The following is a 25,054-nucleotide window of genomic DNA, read 5'->3' on the forward strand; positions in this document are numbered from 1 at the left end:
CACCCCCGCAGGGGCGCGCTGCGTCAGCGCCGGTGCAACGCTTCGCGCACCGGGGCGAAGCTGCGCCGGTGGTGCACGCACGGGCCATGCTGCGCCAGCGCGGACAGGTGCGCGGACGTGGGATAGCCTTTGTGCTGGTCGAAGCCGTACTGCGGGAATGCCGCATGCAACTGCACCATCATGCGGTCCCGCGACACTTTCGCCAGGATCGAGGCCGCCATGATGGCCGGCTCGATGGCATCGCCGCCGATCAGGGTTTCGGCCATGCAGTTGAGGCCCTTCGGCGCGCGGTTGCCGTCGATGCGCACCAGTTCCGGCAGCGGCTGCAAGGCGGCGATGGCGCGACGCATGCCTTCCAGCGTCGCCTGCAGGATGTTGAGGCGGTCGATCTCATCGGGCTCGACGAAGGTCACGTGCCACGCCAGTGCGTGCTGCTGGATCAGCGGGAACAACGCCTCGCGCCTGGCTTCGCTGAGCTGCTTGGAATCGTTGAGTCCGGCGATGGGGCGCGCCTGGTCCAGGATCACGGCGGCGACGGCCACCGGACCGGCCAGCGGCCCGCGACCGGCCTCGTCGACGCCGGCGATCAGACGGACGACGGGATCGGGGAACAGCGAGGCGGATGTCATCGCTGCGCGCCTGCAGATGGGGCGATCAATCCGGCGACGGCCGCAGCAGCGCTTGCGGATGCATCCTGGCGGAGTTCTTCGTGCAGTCGCACGTAGGTGGGCTGCAGGGCGGCGACGGCCTCCGGTTCGCGGAACCAGTGCAGGACGGCCGCCGACAGTCGCTCGGGCGTGCAGTCGTCCTGCATCAGTTCCGGCGCGATGTCCTTGCCCGCCAGCACGTTGGGCAGCGCATAGCGCTCCACCTTCAGCAGGCCCAGGCCCTTGACGATGCGGTAGGTCAGCGGCGCGATGCGGTAGCCCACGACCATCGGCCGCTTGCACAGCATCGCCTCCAGTGTGGCGGTGCCCGACGCGAGCAGGACCACGTCGCCGGCGATCATCGCTTCGCGCGCCCGGCCGTCGAGCAGGTGCCAGGCCGAAGCGACCCCGTGCGCGGCGATCTGCGCCTCCAGCGCCTGGCGGCAGGCGGCGTTCGCGGCCGGGATGACGATCTGCAGGCCGGGAACCTGCGCGGCCACCCTGCGTGCCGCCTCGAAGAAGGCCGGTGCGAGTCGGCCGATCTCCCCCAGGCGGCTGCCGGGCAGCACGGCCAGGAGGGGCGCGTCGGGCGACAGGCCGAGCGCGGCGCGTGCGGACGCGCGGTCCGGGGCCATCGGGATATCGTCCGCCATCGGATGGCCGACGAAGCGCGCATCGACCGCATGCCGCGCGTAGATCGGGGGCTCCATCGGGAACAGGCACAGCACCCGGTCGGCGCTGCGGCCGATCTTCCCGGCACGCTTCTCGCGCCAGGCCCACACCGACGGGCTGACGTAATGCACCGTGCGCACGCCGCGTTCCTTCAGCCAGCGCTCGACGCCCAGGTTGAAGTCGGGCGCGTCGATGCCGATGAACGCATCGGGCTTCCACGCGAGTACGCGCTGGCGGAAGGTCCTGCGCAGGCGGAGCAGGCGGGGCAGGTGGCGCAGCACCTCGGCCAGGCCCATCACCGCCAGTTCGTCCGCGTCGAACCAGGTGTCGCAGCCGGCCGCGCGCATCGCATCGCCGCCGATGCCGGCGAACTCGGCATGCGGGAACCGCCGGCGCAGCGCGGCGACCAGTCCCGCACCCAGGCCATCGCCGGACGCTTCGCCGGCGCACAGCGCGATACGCAGCGGCATTGCGGCAGGAGTCGCGTCGCCGGGCTCCCGCGTCGGTTCCATCAACGCTGCAGCGGCCGTTCGCCGCTCTCGATGAAGTGCAGCAGCGCCTTCACGTCGTCGCTGGCCACGGCCTGTTCGGCCAGTTGCTGCTTGGCCTGCGCCAGCGGCAGGCCGGCGACGTACAGCGTGCGGTAGGCGCGCTTGATGGCGGCGATGCGCTCGGCATCGAAGCCGCGGCGCTTGAGGCCTTCGCTGTTGATGCCGCGTGGCCGGCCGGCGGCGTCGCCGGCCACCATCGTGAAGGGCGGCACATCGCCGCTCAGCAGCACGCCCATGCCGATGAAGGCGTGGGCGCCGACGCGGCAGAACTGGTGCACGCCGGCGAAGCCGCTCATGATCACCCAGTCTTCGATGGTGACATGGCCTGCCAGCGTGGAATTGTTGGAGAAGACGCAGTGGTTGCCGACGATGCAGTCGTGCGCCACGTGCGTATAGGCCAGCAGCATGTTGTCGCTGCCGACGCGGGTGATGCCGCCGCCGGCGCCGGTGCCGCGGTTCACGGTGACGAATTCGCGCACCTGGTTGCGATCGCCGATGACCAGTTCGACGCGTTCGCCCTTGTACTTCTTGTCCTGCGGGTCGCCGCCGATGGCGGCGTGGCCGACGAAATGGTTGTCGCGGCCGATGCGGGTGGGGCCGGTGATGGAGCAATGCGGACCGATGACGGTGCCGTCGCCGATCTCGACCTCGGGGCCGACATAGGCGAACGGACCGATGCGCACGCCGTCGCCCAGCGTCGCTTGGGGGTGGACGACCGCGCTGGGATGGATGGCGGTGGGGGCGCTCATCTCAGCGGGTGTCCTCGGCGCACAGCACGTCGGCACAGGCGACCTGTTCGCCGTTGACCGAGGCCACGCCGGTGTAGAAGGCCATGTTGCGGATCAGCCGCTTCAGGGTGACGTCCAGGTCCAGGCGGTCGCCCGGCACCACCATCCGGGTGAAGCGGGCGTTCTCCACTTTCACCATGTAGAACATGCGCCCGGCGGTGTCGCCCTGGTGCGAGAGCTGGGTCAGCAGGCCGCCGGCCTGCGCCAGCGCCTCGATGATCAGCACGCCCGGCATGATCGGCCGGTCCGGGAAGTGACCGGTGAAGAAAGGCTCGTTCTGGGTGATGTTCTTGTAGGCAAGCACGCGCTTGTCCTTCTCGAATTCCACCACGCGGTCCACCAGCAGGAACGGGTAGCGGTGCGGCAGCAGCTTGCGGATGGTGGCCGCGTCGACGGGCAGTTGCAGGTCCAGGGTCATCAGGTTTCCTTGTCGGCCGCCAACACGCGTCGTGCCAGGGCGTCCAGTTGCTTGAAGCGGGCGGCGTTCTTGCGCCAGGTACGGTTGTCGGTGAGCGGCGTGCCGCTGGAATATTCGCCGGGTTCGGTGATGGAACTGGTCACCAGCGACATCGCGGTGACGACCACGCGGTCGCAGATTTCGAGGTGGCCCAGCACGCCGGCGGCGCCGCCGATCAGGCAGTAGCGGCCGATGCGCGCGCTGCCTGCCGCGGCGCTGCAGCCGGCCATCGCCGTGTGCGCGCCGATGCGGACGTTGTGGCCGATCTGGATCTGGTTGTCCAGGCGCACGTCTTCTTCCAGCACCGTGTCGTCCAGCGCGCCGCGGTCGATGGTGGTGTTGGCGCCGATCTCGCAGTCGTCGCCGATCACCACGCCGCCCAGCTGCGGCACCTTGATCCAGCGCCCACTGTCCATGGCCAGGCCGAACCCGTCGGCGCCGATCACCGCGCCGGGGTGGATCAGCACGCGCCGGCCCAGGCGCACGCGCGTGACCAGGGTGACGCGGGCGACCAGTTCGCAGTCGTCGCCGATCACGCAGTCGTCGCCGATCACGCAGCCGTGGCCGATCGAGCAGCCCGCACCGATCACGCTGCGGGCGCCGACACTGACGAAGGCGCCGATGTGCGCGGCGGGATGGACCCGCGCGCTGGGATCGACGACGGCGCTGGCGTGGATGCCGGGCGCGCGGTCAGGCCTGCTGTCGAACAGGGCCGCCATCCTGGCGAACGCGGTGTAGGGATCTTTGGCGACGAGGACGGCGCCGGGTGCGGCGTCGGCATCCTCGGCGCGCACCACCACCAGGCTTGCCCGGCTGTCGCCCAGTTGGCCGCGGTAGCGGCTGTTGGCCAGGAAGGCGAGCTGTCCCGGCTCGGCCCGGGCCAGCGTGGCCACGCCTTCGATGACCAGGCCGGCATCGCCACGCAGTTCCAGGCCGAAGCGGTCGGCAAGCTCGCCGGAAGTGAAGGAAGGAGGGGTCATAGGCCGCGTAGTTTAGCCCCTGCCGCCCCAGAACCGCTTCCACGGGGGCGTATGGTGGACGGCAGAAGGGGGGCCTGCGCCCCCCTTCCTTCACGCCGGATCGTGCACCGCGGCCGTCAGAACGCGCCGCCGAAGGTGAACTGCAGGCGCTCCAGCTCGTCGTCGTCTTCCTTCTTGATGGGGAAGGCATAGCTGATCGAAATCGGGCCGACCGGTGCGCGCCACAGCAGCGCGATGCCTGTGGAAGCGCGCAGCTGGCCGGCGTCGAAGTTGTCCACGCCGTCGAACACGTTGCCGAAATCGAAGAACGCCGACACGCGCGCGGCGTTGGAATCGAACAGCTTCGGGAAGATCAGTTCGACCGAGCCGGTGGTCTTCAGCGAACCGCCCAGCGGCTGGCCTCGGTAGCCGCTGATGACTTCCGAGCGCGGGCCCAGGGTGTTGTCGCGGAAGCCGCGCACCGAGCGCGTGCCGCCGGCATAGAAGTTCTCGTAGAACGGCAGGCCGCTGGCGACCAGGGTCCTGTCGAGGGTGCCACCGTCGGCGCAGGTGCCGTCCGCCGCCGGTGCCGTCGTCGTCGCCTGGCCAGGGATCTGCGGGTCGGAGCCGTTCACGCGGCAGATGTAGCGGTAGATGTCCGAGCCGTAGCTGTCGCCGTAGCCGACCTCGGCGCGGGTGTTGAGCACGAACGAGGGGCTGAGCGACCAGTACTTGGAAAACTCGTAGTTGAGCTTGTAGTACTCGACGGTGGAGCCGGGCAGTGCGATCTCCGCCGAGATGCGCTGGTAGGTGCCGCCGGTGGGCATGAAGTAGTCGTTGCGGGTGTCGCGCGCCCAGCCCAGCTCCGTCCGCCAGGCGTGGAAGGTGCGCTGGCCCACCGCGTTGATGTAGTCGATGATCGATTGCGGCGTGGAACCGGCGAAGGTCAGGATCTCGTTGCTGTCCAGGCCGAACAGCAGCGAGACGGTGTCGTTCTCGGTGATCGGCAGGCCCAGGACGCCCTGTGCCGCGGCGCTGGTGGTGGAGTACTGCGCGGTGTTGAAGTCCGAGTAGTCGAACTCGCGCCACCACAGGTTGTAGCCCAGCGACATGCCTTCGTCGGTGAAGAACGGGTTGGTGTACGAGAACGAATAGCGCTGCAGGTAGTCGCTGCGCTGCGCCTCGACGGCCACGCGGTTGCCGCCGCCCAGGAAGTTGTTCTGCGACAGCTGGATGGAGGTGGTCAGGCCGGACAGCTGCGAATAGCCCAGGCCGAAGACGAAGCTGCCGGAGGTGGTTTCCTTGACATTGAACACCACGTCCACCTGGTCGGTCGTGCCGGGGACCGGCGTGGTCTCGACATCGACGGTCTCGAAATAGCCCAGGCGGCGCAGGCGCACGCGCGAGCGGTCCACCGCCACCTGCGAGAACCAGCTGCCCTCGAACTGGCGCATCTCGCGGCGCATCACTTCGTCGGACGTGCGCGTGTTGCCCTTGAAGACGATCCGGCGCACGTTGACGCGCGGGCCCGGCACCACCTGCAGGTTGATGGCGACGGTGCGGTTCTCGCGGTCGATGGTCGGGATGGGGTTCACCTGCGCGAACGCGTGGCCGATGTTGCCCAGCGTGGCGGTGATGGAGTCGGACGTCATTTCCAGCAGGATGCGCGAGAACGTCTGCTCGGGCTTGACGATCACCAGCTTCTCGATCTCCTCCTTCGGCAGCACCGTGTCGCCGGTGACCTTCACGTCGGAGATCTTGTACTGCTCGCCTTCGGTGATGCCGGCGGTGATGAACATGTCGCGCTTGTCGGGACTGATCGATACCTGGGTGGAGTCGATGTTGAAGTCCACGTAGCCGCGGTCCAGGTACCAGGAGTTCAGGCGCTCCATGTCGCCGGACAGCTTCTCCTTGGAATACTGGTCGTCGCGACGGTACCAGGACAGCCAGCTGGTCTCCTTGGACTCCCAGTTCTCCAGCAGGTCCTCGGTCTCGAACTTCTCGGCGCCCACCACGTTGACGTGCCTGATCTTGGCCGCCTTGCCTTCCTTCACCGTGATGGTGACGTCCACGCGGTTGCGGTCCAGCGCACTGACCGTGGGGGTGATCTCGACGTTGTACTTGCCGCGGTTGTTGTACTGGCGCACCAGTTCCTGCATCACCCGGTCCAGGCTCAGGCGGTCGAAGGTCTCGCCTTCGGCCAGGCCGATGTCCTTCAGGCCCGACAGCAGGTCCTCGGTCTTGATGTCCTTGTTGCCGGACAGGGTCAGCTTGTTGATGGCCGGCCGCTCGGTGACGGTGACCACCAGGATGTCGCCCTGGCGGTCCAGCCTGACGTCCTCGAAGAAGCCGCGCTTGTACAGTTCGCGGATCGCTTCGGCCGCCTTCGCCGGCGTGACCACGTCGCCGCGCTCGATCGGCAGGTAGGTCAGCACGGTGCCGGTGGAGATGCGCTGCAGGCCATCGATGCGGATGTCGGTGGCGGTGAACGGCGCGGTGGCCAGTGGCGCGGAGGCCACGGGTGCGGCAGCGGGTTCCGTCGTCTGGGCCAGTGCCGGCATGGCGATGGCCGAAGCCAGGGCGAGGGCAAGCAGGCGGCGGGAAGGCAGTCGCGTCATCATCACATCCGGTTGGGGTGGCTCCTGCAACGCAGGGGTGGACCGCAGGGCCGCGGTCCGGGGTGTCGCCAGGGAGGGGCAGGCCGCCTTGGAGCGTGCCGGCCCTAGGAGGTCCAGGGGCATCAGGTCACCAGACGCGTCATCAGACGCAGGATGTCGTTGTAGAACGCCAGTCCCATCAGGCCCGCCAGCGCGGCCAGGCCCACGTATTGTCCGGCCACCATGTGGCGCTCGCTCAAGGGGCTGCCCTTGACCAATTCGATAAGGTAATACAGCAGGTGGCCGCCGTCCAAGACGGGGATGGGCAGCAGGTTGATGATGGCCAGGCTCAGCGACATGGCGGCGAGGAACCACAGGAACCAGTCCGGTCCGCGCTTGGCCGACACGTTGGCCACCTGGGCGATGGTGATGGGGCCGGACACGTTCTTCAGCGAGGCGTCGCCGGTCAGCATGCGACGGATCATGCCCAGCGAATCGGAGGTCAGCTTGCCGGTCTCGCGCAGCGCTGCCGGCACCGCCGCCAGCGGCCCGTAGTGCAGGGTGGCGTCGTACTCGGGCAGGCGGGTCGTTTCCGGCGCCGCCAGGCCGAGGGCCCAGTACTGGCCCTTGGCGCCGTCCGGCAACGGGGTCAGGCGCGGCGCCAGCTCGAACGCCAGGCGCTCGCCGGCGCGGTCCACTTCGACCATGGCCATGCCGCCCCGCTTGCCCAGTGCATCGACCTGGGCGGCGATGTCGCCGAAGCCATGCACCGGCTGGCCGTCCACGGCCGTGACGATGTCACCGGCCTGCAGCACGCCGTCCGCCGCCGAGCCCGGGGCGACCTTGCCGACGATGGCGGGGGTCACCCAATGGCGCCAGACCAGTCCGCTCAGCGCGACGGCATTCTCCTGGTCGAAGTCCGCCGGCAGCCGCGACAGCGGCAGGGTGCGGGTCGTGGTGCCGCCGCCGGCGGTCTCCACTTCCACCGGCAGGTCCTCACCATCGATGGCGGCCTTGGTCAGCACGATGGACGCATCGGTCCAGGTATCGATCGTCCGGTCGCCGACCCGCAGGATGCGGTCGCCCCGCTGGAAGCCTGCATCGGCCGCGATGCCCGACACGCTGCCCACGGTGGCCGAGTAGTCCTGCTTGCCGATCACGAACATCGCCCACAGCAGGACCACGCACAGCAGCACGTTGGCCAGGGGGCCGGCCGCCACCACGGCGATGCGCTGCCAGACGGACTTACGGTTGAAGGCCTGCTCGCGCTGCGTGGCCGGGACTTCGCCCTCGGTTTCGTCCAGCATCTTCACGTAGCCGCCCAGCGGGATGGCGGCCAGGGCGAACTCGGTGCCGTGGCGGTCGCGGCGCGACCACAGCGGCTTGCCGAAGCCCACCGAGAAACGCAGTACCCTCACGCCGCAGCGGCGCGCCACCCAGTAATGGCCGAATTCGTGGAAGGTGACCAGCACGCCCAGCGCCACGATCATCCACCAGATGGAGCCCAGCAGGTCGCTCATCGGATATCGGCGCTCATGGGGAGAGGTGGCCTGCGAGGTTGCGGTCGGTCAGTCGGCGGGCCTGCATGTCCGCCGCCAGCAACGTCTCCAGCGAATCGGCCGGCGTCGCGGGCAGCGCGGCGAGGGCATCCTCGACCAGCGCAGGGATGGATAGGAAACCGATGCGGCCCTGAAGAAAGGCTGAAACCGCGACTTCGTTCGCAGCATTCAGCACGGCCGGTGCGGTACCGCCTGCCGCCATCGCCTCCCAGGCCAGCCGCAGGCAGGGGAAGGCGTCGGTGTCGGGCGCTTCGAACTCCAGCCGTGGGTGCCGCAGCAGGTCCAGCCCGCCCACGCCCGACGCGATGCGCTCGGGCCAGGCCAGGCCGACCGCCAGCGAGGTCCGCATGTCCGGCAGGCCCAGCTGCGCCAGGGTGGAACCATCGACGAATTCCACCAGCGAATGCACCAGGCTCTGGGGATGGACCAGCACGTCCAGCCGTTCGCGCCCCACGCCGAACAGGTGGTGGGCTTCGATCAGTTCCAGTCCCTTGTTCATCAGGGTGGCCGAATCGACCGAGATCTTGGGTCCCATCGACCATTTGGGATGGGCCACGGCCTGCTCGCGCGTCACCTGCGCCAGCTCGCCGCGGCGGTAACCGCGGAACGGGCCGCCCGAGGCGGTCAGCACGATGCGGCTGACATCGCCCTGAGCCTGTCGTGAACGCAGGCACTGGAAGATGGCGTTGTGCTCGCTGTCGATGGGGATGATCTCGGCACCCGAGGCGTCCGCTGCGCGGGTCACCAGTTCGCCGGCCAGCACCAGCGATTCCTTGTTGGCCAGCAGCAGGCGCTTGCCGGCGCGCGCCGCTGCCAGGGTCGACGACAGGCCCGCGGCGCCGACGATGGCGGCCACGACGGTGTCGCACTCCGGTCCCGAGACCAGCGCCTCCAGCGCCGGCATGCCCGCATGGGCCTGGGTGGGCAGGCCGGCGCCGGCCAGGCCGTCGCGCAGCCGCGCATGCAGGTTTTCGTCGGCGATCACCGCGTGGGCGGGGCGGTGCGCCACGCACAGGGCGACCAGCGCATCGACGCTGTGGCCTGCGGCCAGCACGCTGGCGCGATACCGGCCGGGATGGCGCGCGATGACATCCAGCGCGGACGCGCCGATCGAGCCGGTCGCGCCCAGAACCGCGACGTTGCGGGATGCGTGCGTGGGCATGCTCAGAATCCGAAGACTTCCTTGCCCAGCACGAAGATGGGCAGGGCCGCCAGCACGCCGTCGATGCGGTCCAGCACGCCACCATGCCCCGGGATGACGTCGCCGGAGTCCTTGGCGCCGACATGCCGCTTGAGCAGGCTCTCGAACAGGTCGCCCACCACCGAGAACAGCACGGTGAAGATGGCCACCAGCAGCACGCCCGGCAACTGGGCCACGCCCGCACCGGCCAGCAGCGCCCCGGCCGCGGCCACCAGCATGCCGGCGGCCAGGCCACCCAGCAGGCCTTCCAGGGTCTTGTTCGGGCTGATGCGCGGTGCCAGCTTGCGCCCGGCGAACCAGCGGCCGCCGAAGTGGCGTCCGGTGAAGTAGGCGCCGCTGTCGGCGGCCCACACGATGGCCAGGGCGACGAACAGCCAGATGTGGCCGTTCGGCACCGAGGAGTGGATCAACCCCAGTGCGCACCAGGCCGGCACGACGGCCAGCGTGCCGGCGGCCAGCTTGAACACGCGCGCCCACGTCTGGTGATCGGAGGCGAAATGGAAGAAGCGCAGCCACAGCAGCGCCAGCAGCCACCAGCCGGCGCCCACCAGCGCCATCAGCCGCAGCGGCACCAGGTCGGTGGAGCCGCGCGAGGCCCACACCAGCAGCACCATCAGCAGCAGGTTGGCGGTCAGCAGCACCGTGCGCTGCAGGGTGTCGTCGATCTCGGCCAGCTTGAACCATTCCCACAGGCCCACCAGGAATACCAGCGCCGCCAGCATCACCAGCCATGAGGTGGGCAGCAGCAGGATGGCGCCTATGGCGAAGGGCGCCATGACCAGCGCGGCGATGACACGGGTGCGGGTGGCGCTCATGCGGGTGAATCCTCGGTGGCGCCGCCGGCCACTTGGGCACTGGTCAGGCCGAAGCGGCGCTCGCGCCGGGCGAAGTCGTCCAGCGCGCGCTGCAGGAGCGTGGCGTCCAGGTCGGGCCACAGCACGTCGGTGAACCAGAGTTCGGTGTACGCCAGCTGCCACAGCAGGAAGTTGCTGACGCGGTGGTCGCCGCCGGTGCGGATGAACAGGTCGGGCGGGGGCAGGTCGGCCAGCGCGACGTGCGCGCCCAGTGCCGCCTCGTCGATGTCCTCCGGCCGCAGGCGCCCGGCTGCGACCTCGGCGGCCAGCGCCCTGGCCGCGAACGCGATGTCCTGGCGGCCGCCGTAGCTGGCGGCGATGACCAGGTGCAGGCGGGCATTGCCGGCGGTCAGGTCCTCGGCGGCATCCATGCGCGCGCGGATATCCGCAGAAAAGCGCGCACGGTCGCCGATGAAGCGCACGCGCACCTGGCGCCGGTGGAGTTCCTCCACCTCGCGGTCCAGCGCATTGAGGAACAGCTTCATCAGCGCGCCGACTTCCTCCTCCGGCCGTCCCCAGTTCTCGCTGGAGAACGCGAACAGGGTCAGCGCGCCGATGCCGCGCTCCAGGCAGAAGTCGATGCAGACATTGACCGCGCGCGCGCCCGCACGGTGGCCGATCACGCGCGGGCGACGCCGGCGCTCCGCCCACCGCCCGTTGCCGTCCATGATGACGGCCAGGTGGCGGGGCACGGCTGGGGACGCGGCAGGGGACATGGCAGTCCTCAGACCGCCATCAGTTCCTGTTCCTTTGCCTTGACCACGTCGTCGACGTCCTTGATGGACTTGTCGGTCAGCTTCTGGATCTCCTCCTCGGCGCGACGCTCGTCGTCCTCGGTGATCTGCTTGTCCTTCAGCAGGTCCTTGATCTGCTGGTTGGCGTCGCGACGGATGTTGCGGATGGCCACCTTGGCGTCCTCGCCCTCGCCGTGCACCACCTTGGAGAGTTCCTTGCGGCGCTCCTCGGTCAGCGCGGGCAGGTTGAGCCGGATGGTGGTGCCGGCGGTGTTCGGGGTCAGGCCCAGGTCCGAGGCCAGGATGGCCTTCTCGACCGCGCCCACGATCTGCTTCTCCCACGGGGTGATGGTCAGCGAACGCGAGTCGGAGATGGTGACGGTGGCGACCTGGCTCAGCGGCACGTCCGAACCGTAGTAGTTGACCTTCAGGTGCTCGACCAGGGCCGTGGAGGCGCGGCCCGTGCGGACCTTGACCAGCGTGTGGCGGAGCGCGTCGATGCTCTTGGCCATGCGCGCCTGCGCGTCTTTCTTGATGTCGTTGAGCATCGCCCTTTCCGTTGCAAAGCCTGTAAACGGCCGATTATAGGGCGATTCGGGGCCGTTGCCGACCGCCGCCGCATCGCTCAACGGGAATGATGCGGCGCCGCATCGTGCAGGTCGTGGCCGCAGCCGACCCCGCGCTCGATCTGCAGGGTGGCGTGGTTGATGCCGAAGCGGTGGTCCAGGGCATGCACGGTGGCATCGATGAAGGCGTCGTGGTCGTCCTCGCGCGGCCGCACCAGGTGGGCGGTCAGGGCGATCTCGTTGGCGCCCAGCGACCAGATGTGCAGGTGATGCACCGCCGCCACGCCCGGCTGGGCCCGCAGGAAGGTGCCCACCTCGTCCGCGTCCACGCTGCCCGGCACGGCGTCCATGGCGGCATCGAAGCTGTCGCGCAGCAGGCGCCACGACCCGATCGCCACCACCACCGCGATCAGCAGGGCGGTGGCCGGATCCAGCCAGGCCCAGCCCAGCGTGGCCATGCCCACCCCGGCCAGGACCGCGGCCAGCGACACCGCGGCGTCGGCCATCAGGTGCAGGAAGGCCCCGCGCTTGTTGAGGTCGTGCGCATGCCCGTCCCGCACCAGCCAGGCGGCGCCCAGGTTGACCAGGATGCCCAGCGCGGCCACCACGATGACGGGCGTGGCGGGGATGTCCGGGGGCGCACTGAACCGGCGGAAGGCTTCCCAGCCCAGCGCGCCCGAGAACACCATCAGCAGTACCGCATTGGCGAGCGGGGACAGCAGGGTGGCGCGGCGCCAGCCGTAGGTGTGCCGGCCGCGCGGGGGGCGACGGGCGATCGCCGCGGCGCTCCACGCCAGCGCCAGCCCCAACACGTCGCCCAGGTTGTGCAGGGCGTCCGAAAGCAGGGCCAGCGAGTTGGTGTGGAAGCCGTAGCCCGCTTCCAGCGCGGTGTAGGCCAGGTTGATCAGGGTGACCGAGGCGAACGCACGCGTTGCCGATGCATGCGGATGCGCATGCGCCGCGTGGCCGTGATCGTGTCCAAGTCCCATGGAGCGTAGGGTGCCGGCAGGCGGTGGCCGGACACTATTACAGCCAACGGCAGGACATGCCCGTGCTGCGCCAGGCTCAGCCGCGGCCTTTCACCAGCGTGCCCACGTGCTCGCCGCGCAGGATGCGCATCAGGTTGCCGGGCACGGACAGGTCGTAGATGCGCAGCGGCACGTCGCTGTCGCGGCACAGGGCGAAGGCGGCGGTGTCCATCACCTGCAGGTCGCGGGCGATGACCTCGTCGTAGGTGAGCTGGTCGTAGCGCTTGGCATCGGGGTGCTTGCTGGGGTCCTTGTCGTACACCCCGTCCACCTTGGTGGCCTTCAGCAGCAGGTCCGCGCCGATCTCGATCGCGCGCAGCGCCGCGCCCGAGTCGGTGGTGAAGAAGGGATTGCCGGTGCCGGCGGCGAAGATCGCGATGCGGCCCTTCTCCAGGTGGCGGATGGCGCGACGGCGGATGTAGTCCTCGCACACGTCGTTGATCTTGATGGCGCTCATCACCCGGCACTTGGCGCCCAGCTTCTCCAGCGCGTCCTGCATGGCCAGGGCATTGATCACGGTGGCCAGCATGCCCATCTGGTCGCCGGTCACGCGGTCCATGCCGCCGGCCGCCAGGCCGGCGCCGCGGAAGATGTTGCCGCCCCCGATCACCAGGCCCACTTCCGCGCCCGCCTCGCGCGCCTCGATGATCTCGCGGGCGATGCGGGTGATCACGGTGGGATCGATGCCGTAATCCTCGGCCCCCATCAGCGCCTCGCCGGACAGTTTGAGCAGGATGCGGCGATAGGCGAGGGGAGCGGGCATGGGGGTCTCGGCGTGGGGGCAAACGCGTCGATTCTAGCCGAGCGGGACGTTTCAGTCGCCGGGTTCGTAGATCGCGTACAGCTTGCGTGCCGGTTCCAGCACCTCCCACACGCCGCTGAAGCCGGCGGGTACCACGAAGCTCTGGCCGGCCTCCAGCACCACGACGTCCCCGCCCGCGTGGTCGCGCAGCCGCACGCGTCCGCTGAGCAGATGGCAGAACTCGTGCTCGGTGTACTCCACGCGCCAGGCGCCCACGCCGCCTTCCCACACCCCGCAGTGGAATCGTTGGTCCGGCGAGGAATACGCGTTGGCGAGGGCCTGGTGCGGCTGGCCATGGACCAGGCGCCCGGCGGCGACCGGCGCGCGCGTGGCGTCATCCGGCAGATGCGGTACGGCAACGATGCGGGGCATGGCGGGGTCTCGGGTCGGGGCCGCTATCATGGCGTTCCCTTTCGGCAGCCATCAAGGAACGGCCATGAGCGTGCGCACCCTGCAGGAATTCCTTGCCTCGACCCATGAAAAGGACGCCGGCGCGGACGCGTTCGAACTGGAGAGCCCGCACCTGCTGGAGGTGCGCCTGAACGGGCTGGTGTGGGCCAAGGCGGGGGCGATGGTGGCGCGCAAGGGGTCGGTGAAGTTCACCCGCCAGGGCGTGCTGGAGCAGGGCCTGGGCAACCTGCTGAAGAAAGCCGTCAGTGGCGAAGGCATGCAGTTGATGAAGGTCGAGGGGCAGGGCCGGGTGTATCTGGCCGACGCCGGCAAGAAGATCACGCTGCTGCGCCTGGCCGGCGAATCCATCTTCGTCAACGGCAACGACGTGCTGGCGGTGGAGTCGGGCATCGAGAGCCGCATCACCATGATGCGCAAGGTGGCCGGCATGCTGTCGGGCGGCCTGTTCAATGTGCGGCTGAGCGGGCACGGCATCGTCGCCATCACCTCGCACTACGAGCCGCTGACGTTGCCGGTGAACGCGCAGACCGGCCCCGTGTTCACCGACCCCAATGCGACCGTGGCGTGGTCCGGTGGCCTGGCGCCCGAAATCATCACCGACATCTCGCTGGGCACGCTGATGGGGCGCGGATCGGGCGAGAGCATCCAGCTGCGCTTCGCCGGCGAGGGCTGGGTAGTGGTGCAGCCGTACGAAGAGGTGGCGCTGCAGCCGCGGCCGTAGCCGGCGCGCGTCAGCCGCCCATGGCGCCGACCGAGACGCGGTTGCGGCCCTCGCGCTTGGCGCCGTACAGCGCCTCGTCCGCCGCGCGCAGCAGGTCGTCGACGTGGCGGAACTGCTCCAGCGCGCCCTGGGTGGCCAGGCCGGCGGAGAAGGTGATGTGCAGGGGGTGTCCATCCACCTCGGCCATCGCCACCCCCGAGACTTCCGACAGGATGCGGCGCACGACCTGCGCGGCGGCGTCCTCGCCGATGCCCGGCAGCACCACCAGGAATTCCTCGCCGCCGTAGCGGGCGACGATATCGCTGCTGCGCACGTGACGCAGCAGGGCCTTGGCGAAGTTGCGCAGCACCTCGTCGCCGACCAGATGGCCCCAGCGGTCGTTGACCTGCTTGAAGTCGTCCAGGTCGATGAAGGCGATCGACAGCGGCCAGCCGTGGCGGGTGGCGGTATCGAATTCCTTCTCCAGCACCTCTTCCAGCTGGCTGCGGTTGTACACCCCGGTCAGGGGGTCGCGACGGACCTCTTCGGCCAGGCGGCGCGCGCGGTCCTCGTGCTCGTCCGCTTCCTTGCGCGCACGCGCGGCTTCCTGGATCTCGCGCAGGTTGCGCACCACCAGCAGTTCGCGTGCCTGGTCGAGCAGGGCCTGGATGCGGGCGGGCGGCGCGGGCGGCACGTCGAACATCGCGCAGACCTCGGGCAGGGCGGACACCATTTCCTCGGTCAGCGCCAGGTAGGACGCATAGTCCAGCCCCAGGCGCGTCGCCGCCTGCATCGCGGCGTCGCGATGGGCCTGTTCGCTGCGCGATGCGTCGGCACCGGCCAGCCAGATGTCGGCGACGTGGCCGGAGACCGCCACGCAGGCATTGAAGGGCGTATCGGACGCGGGCGCTTCGCTTTCCAGGATCGCCTCGCGCAACAACGCCGGCAGGTTCCACTGCCGTGCCAGCCAGCCGCCGACCGTCGCGTGGTCGCACCCCAGCCATTCGCGCTCGGCCGCCAGCAGTCCGGCGTTGTCGGCGGCGCGCTCGACCAGCCGCGCGTAGTCTTCGCCCAGCACTTCCAGCAGGGCCAGCATGCCGATGTCCTGCAGCAGGCCGGCCAGCATCAGTTCTTCCGCCTTGCGCAGGCCGGCATGCTGGCCGAGCAGTCGCGATGCCAGCGCCGCGGTCACGCTGCGGCGCCACACGCGCTCGCGCGCCACCGGATGGCTGCCCTGGCCGCACTGGGCGAGGGAAAAGCCCAGCGCCAGCGTCAGCGTGGCGTTGAGACCCAGCACGGTGAGCGCCTGGGACAGGTTTTCCACGCGGCGCCGGCTGGCGTACAGCGGCGAGTTGGCGATGCGCAGCATGCGCGCGCTGAGCGCCGCATCCAGGCCGATGGTGTCGGCGGCCGTCGCCATCACCACATCCGGGTCCTGCGCCAGTTCGATGATGCGCAGCGCCACCCCGGGCGGGCTGGGCAGGTTGCGGCAGTTCAGCAACTGGGCTTCGAGTTCGGGACGCATCCGGGCGCGCGCAAGGCGTGAGAGAGTGACCGGCAGCATGCCAGCAAAGCGTGACGAAGTGTCACCTTTGTAACCAGTTTCGGCGCTGCGCGCGCAAACTTTAGACGGCTGCGACGAACGGTCGCACGGGGCGGACCAACGCCCGCCCGGAAACGGAAAAAGCCGCGGTTTCCCGCGGCTTTTCCGTGTTCGGCGGACCGGTGCGCGGCTTACGCCAGGCCGGCCTGCTTCATCACTTCGGCGGCGTAGTCTTCCACCACCTTCTCGATGCCTTCGCCCACGACCAGGCGCTGGAAACCGACCACGTCGGCGCCTGCGGCCTTGACCACCTGCTCGACGCTCTTGTCGCTGTCCAGCACGTACGGCTGGCCGTACAGGGTGACCTCGTTGATGATCTTGTTGATCTTGCCCGAGATGATCTTCTCCAGGATGTCGGCCGGCTTGGCCTTGTCCTTGTCCGACATCTTGGCCAGCTCGATCTCCTTCTCCTTCGCCACGAACTCGGCCGGCACGTCGGCGGCCTTGTTGTGCGGCGGGTTCATCGCGGCGACGTGCATGGCCAGGCCACGGGCCAGGTCGGCGTCGCCACCCTTGACCTCGACCAGCACGCCGATCTTGCCGCCGTGCACGTAGGCGGCGACGTTGTTGGCGCTGTCGATGGCGACCAGGCGGCGGATCTGCATGTTCTCGCCCAGCTTGGCGATGGCGGCGGCGCGGGCTTCCTCGACGGTTTCGCCGGAGGGCAGCTTGGCCGACTTCAGCGCCTCGACATCGGCGGCGCCGGCGGTCAGCGCGGCCTGGGCCACGGCGTCGGTGAAGGCGATGAAGTTGGCGTCCTTGGCGACGAAGTCGGTTTCGGAATTGATCTCCACCAGCACGGCCTTGCCGCCGTCCTGGGCCACGGCGATGCGGCCTTCGGCGGTGACGCGGTCGGCCTTCTTGTCGGCCTTGGCCAGGCCCGACTTGCGCAGCCACTCGGCGGCGGCGTCGATGTCGGCGTTGTTCTCGGTGAGCGCCTTCTTGCACTCCATCATGCCGGCGCCGGTGCGCTCGCGCAGTTCCTTGACCAGGGAAGCGGTGATTTCCACGGGATTACCTCGGTTATCGAATTCGGTGGACGGACGGAACGCCGTCCTGTCTTGTCCCGGCCCGTGCGGATCGCGCCGGGCGGGGAAGGAAAGCCGCCGCGCAGCATGGCGCGGCGGCGTTGCAGCCGGATTACTCGGCGGCCGCTTCGTCGGACTTCTTGCCGGCGGCCTTCTTGGCCGGCGCGCGACGGGCGCCCTTGTCGTCGCCGCCTTCGGCGAACTCTTCCTCGCGCACCACCGCGGCGTTCGGCGCAGCGGCCTTGCCTTCCAGCACGGCGTCGGCGGCGGCGCGCGCGTACAGCTGCACGGCGCGGATGGCGTCGTCGTTGCCGGGGATGGCGTAGTCGACCAGGGCCGGATCGTAGTTGGAGTCGACCACCGCGACCACCGGGATGCCGAGCTTCTTGGCTTCCTTGATGGCGATGTCTTCATGGCCGATGTCGATGACGAACAGGGCGTCCGGCAGGCGGTTCATTTCCTTGATGCCGCCCAGCGAGGCCAGCAGCTTCTCGCGCTCGCGGCGCAGGCCCAGCACTTCGTGCTTGACCAGCTTCTCGAACGTGCCGTCGGTTTCGGCGGCTTCCAGTTCCTTCAGGCGGGCGACCGACTTCTTCACGGTGGCGAAGTTGGTCAGCGTGCCGCCCAGCCAGCGCTGGGTCATGTACGGCATGCCGCAACGCTCGGCCTCTTCCTTCACCGCCTCGCGCGCGCTGCGCTTGGTGCCCAGGAACAGGATGGTGCCGCGCTTCTGCGCCACGCCCGAGATGAAGTTCATCGCGTCGTTGAACAGCGGAACGGTCTTCTCAAGGTTGATGATGTGGATCTTGCCGCGGGCGCCGAAGATGTACGGCGCCATCTTGGGGTTCCAGTAGCGGGTCTGGTGGCCGAAATGGACGCCGGCTTCCAGCATCTGGCGCATGGTGACTTGGGGCATTGCGGTAACTCCATCGAAGGGGAACCCACCGTCCGGTTCAAGGGAGGACGGCGCCGGTGAGGGCGGGGTTCCGGGGTTGGGCCTCCCTGCGGCTTCCGTGTCCGAACCCTTCAGCGAAGGGCACCCCGGCACGGGTTGGGGCAGCAGGTGTGGATTCGTCGGTGTCGCCCGACGTGGGCGGTCCGGCCGGGCGGACCCGGGCGCGAAGCCGCGGGAGTATAGCCGGGCAGGGCGGGTCGCGGCAAATCAGGGCCTGGCTGAACCGGGGCGGGGTGCTCGGAACGTTCAGCCCGGCGGCCAAATGGGGGATAATCGGCCAATGGCCATCCAGTTGAAAACCCCCGAAGACCTCGCCCAGATGCGCATCGCCGGCCGCCTTGCCGCCGAAGTGCTGCAGGTGGTCGCCCCGCACGTGAAGCCGGGCGTGACCACCGCCGAACTGGACCGCATCTGCCACGATCATATCGTCAACGTGCAGAAGGCCATCCCGGCCAACGTGGGCTACAAGGGCTTTCCGGCCACCGTCTGCACCTCGGTCAACAACGTCATCTGCCACGGCATTCCCAGCGAAGGGAAGGTGCTCAAGGACGGCGACATCCTCAACATCGACGTCACCGTCATCAAGGACGGCTGGCATGGCGACACCAGCCGCATGTACATCGTCGGCACGCCGTCGGTGATGGCCAGGCGCCTGGTGGACGTGACCCGCGAGGCCATGTTCCGCGGCATCCGCGCGGTCAGGCCCGGCGCGACCCTGGGCGATGTCGGCCACGCGATCCAGCAGTACGCCGAAAGCGAGCGCTTCAGCGTGGTGCGCGAGTACTGCGGCCACGGCATCGGCAAGGTCTACCACGACGAACCGCAGGTGCTGCATTACGGCCGCCCCGGCGAGGGCGTGGTGCTGAAACCCGGCATGACCTTCACCATCGAGCCGATGATCAACGAGGGCGCGCGCCACACCCGCGTGCTGCCCGATGGCTGGACCGTGGTCACCAAGGACCGCAAGCTGTCCGCGCAGTGGGAGCACACCGTTGCGGTGACCGAGGACGGCGTGGAGATCCTGACCCGCGTGCCGGGCGACGACAACGACCTGTGAGCAGTCCTCCAGCCGCGAACGGACAGGCGACGCGGCTTCCGGACATCGGCCCGGACGTCGCCGACGACGCGGCCTGGGCGGCGGCGGCGCGCGCCTCGCTGGCCCATACCGATGCCCGGCTGGACAAGCGCTTCGACCAGGACGACGGCATGGACCGCATCCTGGCGCTGCGCGCGCGGGCGGTCGACCACCTGCTGAAGGACGCCTGGCTGCGTTGCATTCCGGCGGAGGCGCCGATGGCGCTGTTCGCCGTGGGCGGGTACGGGCGCGGCGAACTGTTCCCGCAGTCCGACGTGGACGTGCTGGTGCTGGCCTCGGCCGACACCCAGCAACGGTACCACGAGGCGGTGGCGCGGTTCTTCGCCATGCTGTGGGACGCCGGGCTGCCGATCAGCCACGGCGTGCGCTCGGCGACCGAGTGCACGGCCGCGGCCGCGGCCGACCAGACGGTGCTGACCGCGCTGATCGAAGAGCGCCTGATCGTCGGCGAGCCGGTGGACGAAGCCCTGCTGATCGACGCCATCGGCGCGGCGCGGGTGTGGCCGCCACGCGACTTCTTCGTCGCCAAGCGCGAGGAACTGCGCATCCGCCATGCCCGCTTCGGCGACACCTCCGACAACCTGGAGCCCAACATCAAGGACGGCCCCGGTGGCCTGCGCGACCTGCACACGCTGGGCTGGATGGCGCTGCGCACCTTCGGCGTGCGCGACCTCGAACCGCTGGTGGGCATGGGCCATCTGGGCCAGGACGAAGCGGTCGCGCTGGCACGCGAGCGCCGCGCCCTCGGGCGCCTGCGCTACGGCCTGCACCGTGTCGCCGGGCGCGCGGAAGAACGCCTGCGCTTCGATTACCAGAAGACGCTGGCCCAGCGGCTGGGCTTCGCCGACGACGCCGAAAGCCTGGGCGTCGAGAAGATGATGCAGGGGTTCTACCGCAGCGCCGCCATCGTGCGCCGGATCAGCGACCGCCTGCTGCAGCGCTTCGAGGAACAGTTCGACGGCGAGGCGCTGCCCGAGCCGCTGGACGACCGGTTCGCCCTGCGCCGCGGCTACCTGGCCGCACGCGATCCCGCCTGGCCGGGGAACGATGCCGGCCAGGTGTTCGCCCTGTTCGCCGCGTGGGCCGCCCACCCGCAGGTGCGCGGCCTGCATTCGCGTACGGCACGCGCGCTGGCCGAGGCGCTGCCGAAGCTGTCCGCCTATCCCGACGCCACGCGCGCGCAGCGCGATGCCTTCATGGCGCTGCTGCGCGGGCCGCGCGCGGTGGAAACGCTCACCCGCATGGCGCGGCTCGGCGTGCTGGGGCAATGGATCCCCGCGTTCGCGCGGGTATCGGGCCGCATGCAGTTCGACCTGTTCCATGTGTACACCGTCGACCAGCACACGTTGATGGTGCTGCGGAACATCGCCGCTTTCGCGGCCGGCCGCGCGGACGAGCGCTTCTCGATCGCGCACGAAGTCTGGCCGCGCCTGCGCAAGCCGGAGCTGCTGCTGCTGGCCGGCCTGTTCCACGACATCGCCAAGGGCCGCGGCGGGGACCATTCCGAACTCGGCGCGGTCGACGCGCGTGAGTTCTGTGCCGCGCATGCGCTCAGCGAATCCGACGCCGATCTGGTGGCCTGGCTGGTGGAACAGCACCTGCGCATGTCGGTGACCGCGCAGAAGCAGGACATCGCCGACCCGGACGTGATCCATGCCTTCGCCGCGCGGGTGAAGGACCGCGAGCGGCTGGACTACCTGTACCTGCTGACCTGCGCCGACATCGCCGGCACCAGCCCCAAGCTCTGGAACGCGTGGAAGGACCGGCTGCTGGCCGACCTCTACTTCGCCGCGCGCCGGGTACTGCGCGAAGGACTGGAGAACCCCGTCGCGGTGGACGAGCGCCTGGCGGAGGCGCGCGGCAGCGTGCGCGCGCTGCTGGAAGTGCAGGGCATGACGGCCGCGCAGGCCGATGCATTGTTCGCCGCGATGCCGGAGGAGAGCTTCCTGCGCTTCCGTCCGGAACAACTGGCGTGGCAGGCGCAGGCCATCCGGGGCGCCACCCCGGGCCAGACGCGCGTGCGCGCGCGCCGGATCGCCGACGATGCCGATGCGATGGAAGTCTTCGTGCATTCGCCGGACCGCGACGGCCTGTTCGCCGCCATCCTCGCCACCCTGGACCGCATGGGCTTCGCCATCCACCAGGCGCGCGTGCTGGTGGGCCCGCAGGGCGCGGTGTTCGATACGTTCGAGGTGCTGCCCGCCGATGCCTATGCCACGCGCGATCCGGCCGACATCGAACACGGGCTGGGCCAGGCCCTGGCGCGTCCGCTGGATGGCGTGCGTACTTCGCGGCGTGCGGTTCCGCGGCAGCTGAAGCACTTCCGGTTCGCGCCGCGCATCGAGTTCGGCATCACGCCGGATGGCCGGCGCACGATCCTGGGCCTGGTGGCCCCGGACCGTCCCGGGCTGCTGTCCGACGTGGCGCAGGTGCTGCGCCGGCAGGGACTGCGCGTGCACGATGCGCGCATCGCCACGTTCGGCGAACGCGCCGAGGACGTGTTCCAGATCACCGACGAGCACGACCAGCCCCTCATTGAAACCGACAGGCAGGCCGCGCTGCGCGATGCGCTGCGCGCCGGCCTGGACACTCCCACCTGAGCACACCCCTGCAGGACCTTCGATGACCCGCAAAGCCACCAAGACCGAAGAACTGAAGTCCACCATCGAGAGCGCCTTCGAGCGCCGCGCCGAGCTGACGCCGGCCGAGATCGAGGGTTCCACCCGTACCGCCGTCGAACTGGCCATCGAGGGCCTGGAGAGCGGGAAACTGCGCGTGGCCGAACCCGACGGCAAGGGCGGCTGGAAGGTCAACGAGTGGCTGAAGAAGGCCGTGCTGCTGTATTTCCGCGTCAACGAGATGGAGCTGGTCGAAGCCTACCCCGCGCCGTTCTGGGACAAGGTCGAGGCCCGCTTCGGCGCCTTCGACGAGAACGACTTCCGCAAGGCCGGCGTGCGTGTGGTGCCCGGCGCCATCGCGCGCCGCGGCACGTACTTCGGCAAGGACGTGGTGCTGATGCCCAGCTTCGTCAACATCGGCGCCCATGTCGGCGAGGGCACGATGGTCGATACCTGGGCGACGGTGGGTTCGTGCGCGCAGGTCGGCAAGCACTGCCACCTGTCCGGCGGCGCCGGCATCGGCGGCGTGCTGGAACCGCTGCAGGCCAGCCCGACGATCATCGAGGACCACTGCTTCATCGGCGCGCGCTCGGAAGTCGTCGAAGGCGTGGTGATCGGCCACCACAGCGTGATCGGCATGGGGGTGTTCATCGGCCAGTCCACGCGCATCTACAACCGCGCCACCCGGGAAATCACCTACGGTTACGTGCCGCCGGGCAGTGTCGTCGTCTCCGGCTCGCTGCCGGCCGCCGACGGGTCGCACTCGCTGTACTGCGCGGTGATCGTCAAGCAGGTCGACGAGAAGACGCGGAGCAAGACCAGCGTCAACGAGCTGCTGCGCGGGTTGGCGGACTGAGCCTTGCCAAAGCCATGATCGCATCCGCGTTCGCCTTGGCTGCGCTTGCCGCCGTGCCAGCGGACTTGCCGGCCGGTTGGCATCCTCTTCCAGCGGCAGCGCTGACAGGGGAATGGCGCGACGAGTCGCCGGTCCGTTTCGCCAGGCTCGTTGCGGATTTCAACGGAGACGGCCATGAGGATCTCGCGATCCTGCTGCGCTCCTCGCGCAACGAGGCGCTCTGGGTCCGCCTGGGGAATGGCCCCGGCGCGGCGGTCTGGCAGAAGCTGGCTGAACTGCCGGATGGCGTGACAGACGATCCCTCCACCATGGGCGTGCAACGGGTCACTCCCGGCGTCGTGCCCTACGGATGCTTTGACGGCGCCGGGGATTGCAACTTCGGTCCCGATGCGCAGCGTCCCAAGCTGGTGCTGACATCGCCGGCCATCGATTTCTTCCGGATGGGGTCATCCGCATCCGTTTTCTTCTGGAGCAACTCACGCAGGACATTCCTGCGGGTGTGGACGAGTGACTGATATGACGACGCTTTACGGCTTGAAGAACTGCGACACCTGCAAGAAGGCGACGAAGTGGCTGGACCGTTTCGGCGTCGCGTATGAATTCGTCGACTATCGCGACAACCGGCAGCCGCCCGAGACGCTGAAGGACTGGGCGGAGAAAGCGGGTGGATGGGATGCGTTGATCAACAAGTCGTCGACCACGTGGCGGCAACTGCCGGAAAACCGCAAGACGCCCGGCTCGGACGCGGAGTGGAAGCTGCTGCTGAAGGAGTATCCGCAGCTGATCCGCCGTCCTGTCGTCGTCGGGGGCGTGGCGGGCTTTTCACAGGGCTTCAGCGACAATGGCTTCAAGAAGCAGTTCGGAGCCGGATCGTGAGCGATGTCGTCGAGCTGTCCTGCGAACTGATCCGCCGTCATTCGGTGACGCCGGACGATGCCGGTTGCCAGCAGGTCCTGGCGACCCGGCTGTCGCAATGGGGATTCCACTGCGAGCACCTGCGCTTCGGCGAGACCGACAACCTCTGGGCCACGCACGGCAGCGGATCGCCGGTGCTGGTGCTGCTGGGCCACACCGACGTGGTGCCGCCCGGGCCGCTGGATGCGTGGACCAGCGATCCGTTCGTGCCTACCGTCCGCGACGGCGTGCTCTACGGGCGTGGCACCGCCGACATGAAGTGCAGCGTGGCCGCCTGCACGATCGCACTGGAACGCTTCGTCGACGCGCACCCGGACCATCCGGGCACGGTCGCGCTGCTGGTCACGTCGGACGAGGAAGGCCCGGCGCACGATGGTGTGAAGAAGGTTGCCGAGCTGTTCCGCGAGCGCGGACAGAAGATCGACTGGTGCATCACCGGCGAGCCGTCATCGAAAGACGTGCTGGGTGACCTGCTGCGCGTGGGTCGTCGTGGCACGCTGACCGGCACCCTGCAGGTGCACGGCGTGCAAGGCCACGTGGCCTATCCGCACAAGGCGCTCAATCCCATCCACAAGGCGTTGCCGGCGCTGGACGAACTCGCCGCGCGCCAGTGGGACGAGGGCTACGAGACCTTCCCGCCGACCAGCCTGCAGATCTCCAACATCAACGCGGGTACCGGCGCCAGCAACGTCATTCCGGGTGAGCTGCAGGTGGTGTTCAACCTGCGCTTCAATCCCAGCTGGACGGCGGAGAAGCTGGAGCAGGAAATCGAAGACATCTTCCGTCGCCACGGCGTGGACTACAGCCTGCAGTGGCTGCGCGGCGGCGAGCCGTTCTACACGCCGGAGGGCCACCTGCGCGCCACCGCGCGGGCGGTGCTGGGCGAATTCGCCGGCGCACCGCCGGAAGAAAGCACGGCGGGCGGCACCTCCGATGCGCGCTTCATCGCCCCGCTGGGCGCGGAGTGCATCGAGGTCGGGCCGGTCAACGCCAGCATCCACAAGGTCGACGAGCACGTGCGCGTGGCGGATCTGGAAGCACTGCCGGGCTTGTACCAGGCCTTGGTGGAGCGCCTGATGCTGCCGGCTCGCACCGCGCTGTAGGAGCGCCTGAGGCTGTCGGCTCGCACCGCGCTGTAGGAGCGCCCTGGGGCGCGATGCCTTTCCACCCGTTCCTGAAAAGCATGGCGCCCTGGGGCGCTCCTACAGGAGTGCGGTGGTTGCAGGCGCAACTTTTTTCGGGGCTTGCCAAGGTCTGGTCGGACCGGTTACGGTCGCCCCATGCCCTGCCGCGCCATCATCGCCAATAACCGCAACAACCTGCGCCCGAACAACCGGACGCGGGCGATGCGGCTCTGCGACTAGGCAAGGAAAGACCTGCCGGATTCCAGAAACCCGCATCGCAAGATGCGGGTTTCTTCGTTTCCGGCTTCCGCCACCGACCCCACCCAGGAGCTT

24 protein-coding genes are annotated in these 25,054 nt (G+C 69.1%); 7 read left to right on the plus strand and 17 right to left on the minus strand.

The window, feature by feature from the left end:
- Window positions 1–23: 23 nt before the first annotated feature.
- From rnhB to MUU77_RS06030, 14 genes are all read right to left on the minus strand, one after another.
- Window positions 24–629, minus strand: coding sequence for a ribonuclease HII (gene rnhB / locus MUU77_RS05965; RefSeq protein ID WP_245092692.1), 606 nt, complete (start codon window positions 627–629; stop codon window positions 24–26).
- Entirely contained in the window at window positions 626–1,831 is a 1,206-nt protein-coding gene (gene lpxB, locus MUU77_RS05970) for a lipid-A-disaccharide synthase (protein WP_245092695.1), read from the minus strand. Before lpxB ends, rnhB begins: the two co-directional genes overlap by 4 nt.
- Complete coding sequence (gene lpxA, locus MUU77_RS05975; RefSeq protein WP_245092707.1) at window positions 1,831–2,619, minus strand: acyl-ACP--UDP-N-acetylglucosamine O-acyltransferase; 789 nt, start codon at window positions 2,617–2,619, stop codon at window positions 1,831–1,833. The genes lpxB and lpxA overlap by 1 nt, the downstream gene beginning before the upstream one ends.
- Before the next feature lies 1 nt (window position 2,620).
- Window positions 2,621–3,076 carry a 3-hydroxyacyl-ACP dehydratase FabZ gene (gene fabZ, locus MUU77_RS05980; RefSeq protein ID WP_055935832.1) on the minus strand — a complete coding sequence of 152 codons (456 nt, stop codon included), beginning with the start codon at window positions 3,074–3,076 and terminating at the stop codon, window positions 2,621–2,623.
- A complete protein-coding gene (lpxD, locus tag MUU77_RS05985) occupies window positions 3,076–4,095 on the minus strand; it encodes a UDP-3-O-(3-hydroxymyristoyl)glucosamine N-acyltransferase (RefSeq protein ID WP_245092708.1) in 1,020 nt (339 codons plus the stop codon). The genes fabZ and lpxD overlap by 1 nt, the downstream gene beginning before the upstream one ends.
- Window positions 4,096–4,211: 116 nt before the next feature.
- Window positions 4,212–6,692 (minus strand): outer membrane protein assembly factor BamA, encoded by a 2,481-nt coding sequence (gene bamA / locus MUU77_RS05990; protein ID WP_245092711.1) that lies wholly within the window; start codon window positions 6,690–6,692, stop codon window positions 4,212–4,214.
- A 122-nt stretch (window positions 6,693–6,814) separates the two neighbouring features.
- Complete coding sequence (rseP, locus tag MUU77_RS05995; protein ID WP_245092722.1) at window positions 6,815–8,191, minus strand: RIP metalloprotease RseP; 1,377 nt, start codon at window positions 8,189–8,191, stop codon at window positions 6,815–6,817.
- Window positions 8,192–8,204: 13 nt separating this feature from the next.
- Window positions 8,205–9,392, minus strand: coding sequence for a 1-deoxy-D-xylulose-5-phosphate reductoisomerase (dxr, locus tag MUU77_RS06000; protein ID WP_245092724.1), 1,188 nt, complete (start codon window positions 9,390–9,392; stop codon window positions 8,205–8,207).
- A gap of 2 nt (window positions 9,393–9,394) precedes the next feature.
- Complete coding sequence (locus MUU77_RS06005; protein WP_245092726.1) at window positions 9,395–10,246, minus strand: phosphatidate cytidylyltransferase; 852 nt, start codon at window positions 10,244–10,246, stop codon at window positions 9,395–9,397.
- Window positions 10,243–11,001 (minus strand): polyprenyl diphosphate synthase, encoded by a 759-nt coding sequence (uppS, locus tag MUU77_RS06010; protein ID WP_245092735.1) that lies wholly within the window; start codon window positions 10,999–11,001, stop codon window positions 10,243–10,245. Before uppS ends, MUU77_RS06005 begins: the two co-directional genes overlap by 4 nt.
- Before the next feature lie 8 nt (window positions 11,002–11,009).
- On the minus strand, window positions 11,010–11,567 hold the full coding sequence (frr, locus tag MUU77_RS06015; protein WP_245092737.1) for a ribosome recycling factor: 558 nt from the start codon (window positions 11,565–11,567) through the stop codon (window positions 11,010–11,012).
- A gap of 77 nt (window positions 11,568–11,644) precedes the next feature.
- Window positions 11,645–12,574, minus strand: a complete 930-nt coding sequence (locus MUU77_RS06020) for a cation diffusion facilitator family transporter (RefSeq protein WP_245092739.1) — start codon at window positions 12,572–12,574, stop codon at window positions 11,645–11,647.
- Window positions 12,575–12,650: 76 nt separating this feature from the next.
- Window positions 12,651–13,376 carry a UMP kinase gene (pyrH, locus tag MUU77_RS06025; RefSeq protein WP_245092741.1) on the minus strand — a complete coding sequence of 242 codons (726 nt, stop codon included), beginning with the start codon at window positions 13,374–13,376 and terminating at the stop codon, window positions 12,651–12,653.
- A gap of 51 nt (window positions 13,377–13,427) precedes the next feature.
- Window positions 13,428–13,787 carry a cupin domain-containing protein gene (locus MUU77_RS06030; RefSeq protein WP_245092743.1) on the minus strand — a complete coding sequence of 120 codons (360 nt, stop codon included), beginning with the start codon at window positions 13,785–13,787 and terminating at the stop codon, window positions 13,428–13,430.
- A 64-nt stretch (window positions 13,788–13,851) separates the two neighbouring features.
- Here MUU77_RS06030 and MUU77_RS06035 point away from each other — a divergent pair, with 64 nt between their 5' ends.
- Complete coding sequence (locus MUU77_RS06035) at window positions 13,852–14,547, plus strand: AIM24 family protein (RefSeq protein ID WP_245092746.1); 696 nt, start codon at window positions 13,852–13,854, stop codon at window positions 14,545–14,547.
- Window positions 14,548–14,557: 10 nt separating this feature from the next.
- Here the strand turns inward: MUU77_RS06035 and MUU77_RS06040 are convergent, their stop codons facing one another.
- The 3 genes from MUU77_RS06040 to rpsB all read right to left on the minus strand — a co-directional run bounded on the left by MUU77_RS06040 (window position 14,558) and on the right by rpsB (window position 18,073).
- Window positions 14,558–16,051 carry a GGDEF domain-containing protein gene (locus MUU77_RS06040; RefSeq protein ID WP_245092756.1) on the minus strand — a complete coding sequence of 498 codons (1,494 nt, stop codon included), beginning with the start codon at window positions 16,049–16,051 and terminating at the stop codon, window positions 14,558–14,560.
- A 209-nt stretch (window positions 16,052–16,260) separates the two neighbouring features.
- Entirely contained in the window at window positions 16,261–17,139 is an 879-nt protein-coding gene (gene tsf, locus MUU77_RS06045; RefSeq protein WP_245092758.1) for a translation elongation factor Ts, read from the minus strand.
- A 130-nt stretch (window positions 17,140–17,269) separates the two neighbouring features.
- Window positions 17,270–18,073, minus strand: a complete 804-nt coding sequence (rpsB, locus tag MUU77_RS06050; protein ID WP_162109932.1) for a 30S ribosomal protein S2 — start codon at window positions 18,071–18,073, stop codon at window positions 17,270–17,272.
- Window positions 18,074–18,392: 319 nt separating this feature from the next.
- Here rpsB and map point away from each other — a divergent pair, with 319 nt between their 5' ends.
- The 6 genes from map to dapE are packed head-to-tail and all read left to right on the plus strand — an operon-like array spanning window position 18,393 to window position 24,700.
- On the plus strand, window positions 18,393–19,169 hold the full coding sequence (map, locus tag MUU77_RS06055) for a type I methionyl aminopeptidase (protein ID WP_245092761.1): 777 nt from the start codon (window positions 18,393–18,395) through the stop codon (window positions 19,167–19,169).
- On the plus strand, window positions 19,166–21,808 hold the full coding sequence (gene glnD / locus MUU77_RS06060) for a [protein-PII] uridylyltransferase (protein WP_245092763.1): 2,643 nt from the start codon (window positions 19,166–19,168) through the stop codon (window positions 21,806–21,808). The genes map and glnD overlap by 4 nt, the downstream gene beginning before the upstream one ends.
- The gene (gene dapD / locus MUU77_RS06065) at window positions 21,744–22,682 is read left to right on the plus strand and encodes a 2,3,4,5-tetrahydropyridine-2,6-dicarboxylate N-succinyltransferase (RefSeq protein ID WP_245092765.1); all 939 of its coding nucleotides are present in this window, start codon (window positions 21,744–21,746) and stop codon (window positions 22,680–22,682) included. Before glnD ends, dapD begins: the two co-directional genes overlap by 65 nt.
- A 14-nt stretch (window positions 22,683–22,696) precedes the next feature.
- Window positions 22,697–23,197 (plus strand): hypothetical protein, encoded by a 501-nt coding sequence (locus MUU77_RS06070; RefSeq protein ID WP_245092767.1) that lies wholly within the window; start codon window positions 22,697–22,699, stop codon window positions 23,195–23,197.
- 1 nt (window position 23,198) lies between these two features.
- A complete protein-coding gene (locus MUU77_RS06075; protein ID WP_245092770.1) occupies window positions 23,199–23,558 on the plus strand; it encodes an arsenate reductase in 360 nt (119 codons plus the stop codon).
- Window positions 23,555–24,700: a succinyl-diaminopimelate desuccinylase gene (dapE, locus tag MUU77_RS06080; RefSeq protein WP_245092772.1), complete on the plus strand. Its 1,146-nt coding sequence runs from the start codon at window positions 23,555–23,557 to the stop codon at window positions 24,698–24,700. Before MUU77_RS06075 ends, dapE begins: the two co-directional genes overlap by 4 nt.
- The last annotated feature ends 354 nt before the right edge of the window (window positions 24,701–25,054 follow it).

Source organism: Pseudoxanthomonas sp. F37 (assembly GCF_022965755.1).
Classification (GTDB): domain Bacteria; phylum Pseudomonadota; class Gammaproteobacteria; order Xanthomonadales; family Xanthomonadaceae; genus Pseudoxanthomonas_A.

Bases quoted from the DNA above. Each gene is read 5' to 3' on its own strand.
- lpxB (WP_245092695.1), bottom strand. From the start codon at position 1,831: ATGGAACCGACGCGGGAGCCCGGCGACGCGACTCCTGCCGCAATGCCG.
- frr (WP_245092737.1), bottom strand. From the start codon at position 11,567: ATGCTCAACGACATCAAGAAAGACGCGCAGGCGCGCATGGCCAAGAGC.
- lpxD (WP_245092708.1), bottom strand. From the start codon at position 4,095: ATGACCCCTCCTTCCTTCACTTCCGGCGAGCTTGCCGACCGCTTCGGC.
- rnhB (WP_245092692.1), bottom strand. From the start codon at position 629: ATGACATCCGCCTCGCTGTTCCCCGATCCCGTCGTCCGTCTGATCGCC.
- pyrH (WP_245092741.1), bottom strand. From the start codon at position 13,376: ATGCCCGCTCCCCTCGCCTATCGCCGCATCCTGCTCAAACTGTCCGGC.
- fabZ (WP_055935832.1), bottom strand. From the start codon at position 3,076: ATGACCCTGGACCTGCAACTGCCCGTCGACGCGGCCACCATCCGCAAG.
- rseP (WP_245092722.1), bottom strand. From the start codon at position 8,191: ATGAGCGACCTGCTGGGCTCCATCTGGTGGATGATCGTGGCGCTGGGC.
- dxr (WP_245092724.1), bottom strand. From the start codon at position 9,392: ATGCCCACGCACGCATCCCGCAACGTCGCGGTTCTGGGCGCGACCGGC.
- lpxA (WP_245092707.1), bottom strand. From the start codon at position 2,619: ATGAGCGCCCCCACCGCCATCCATCCCAGCGCGGTCGTCCACCCCCAA.
- MUU77_RS06035 (WP_245092746.1), top strand. From the start codon at position 13,852: ATGAGCGTGCGCACCCTGCAGGAATTCCTTGCCTCGACCCATGAAAAG.
- MUU77_RS06070 (WP_245092767.1), top strand. From the start codon at position 22,697: ATGATCGCATCCGCGTTCGCCTTGGCTGCGCTTGCCGCCGTGCCAGCG.
- bamA (WP_245092711.1), bottom strand. From the start codon at position 6,692: ATGACGCGACTGCCTTCCCGCCGCCTGCTTGCCCTCGCCCTGGCTTCG.
- MUU77_RS06030 (WP_245092743.1), bottom strand. From the start codon at position 13,787: ATGCCCCGCATCGTTGCCGTACCGCATCTGCCGGATGACGCCACGCGC.
- uppS (WP_245092735.1), bottom strand. From the start codon at position 11,001: ATGTCCCCTGCCGCGTCCCCAGCCGTGCCCCGCCACCTGGCCGTCATC.
- map (WP_245092761.1), top strand. From the start codon at position 18,393: ATGGCCATCCAGTTGAAAACCCCCGAAGACCTCGCCCAGATGCGCATC.
- MUU77_RS06040 (WP_245092756.1), bottom strand. From the start codon at position 16,051: ATGCGTCCCGAACTCGAAGCCCAGTTGCTGAACTGCCGCAACCTGCCC.
- MUU77_RS06020 (WP_245092739.1), bottom strand. From the start codon at position 12,574: ATGGGACTTGGACACGATCACGGCCACGCGGCGCATGCGCATCCGCAT.
- rpsB (WP_162109932.1), bottom strand. From the start codon at position 18,073: ATGCCCCAAGTCACCATGCGCCAGATGCTGGAAGCCGGCGTCCATTTC.
- MUU77_RS06075 (WP_245092770.1), top strand. From the start codon at position 23,199: ATGACGACGCTTTACGGCTTGAAGAACTGCGACACCTGCAAGAAGGCG.
- MUU77_RS06005 (WP_245092726.1), bottom strand. From the start codon at position 10,246: ATGAGCGCCACCCGCACCCGTGTCATCGCCGCGCTGGTCATGGCGCCC.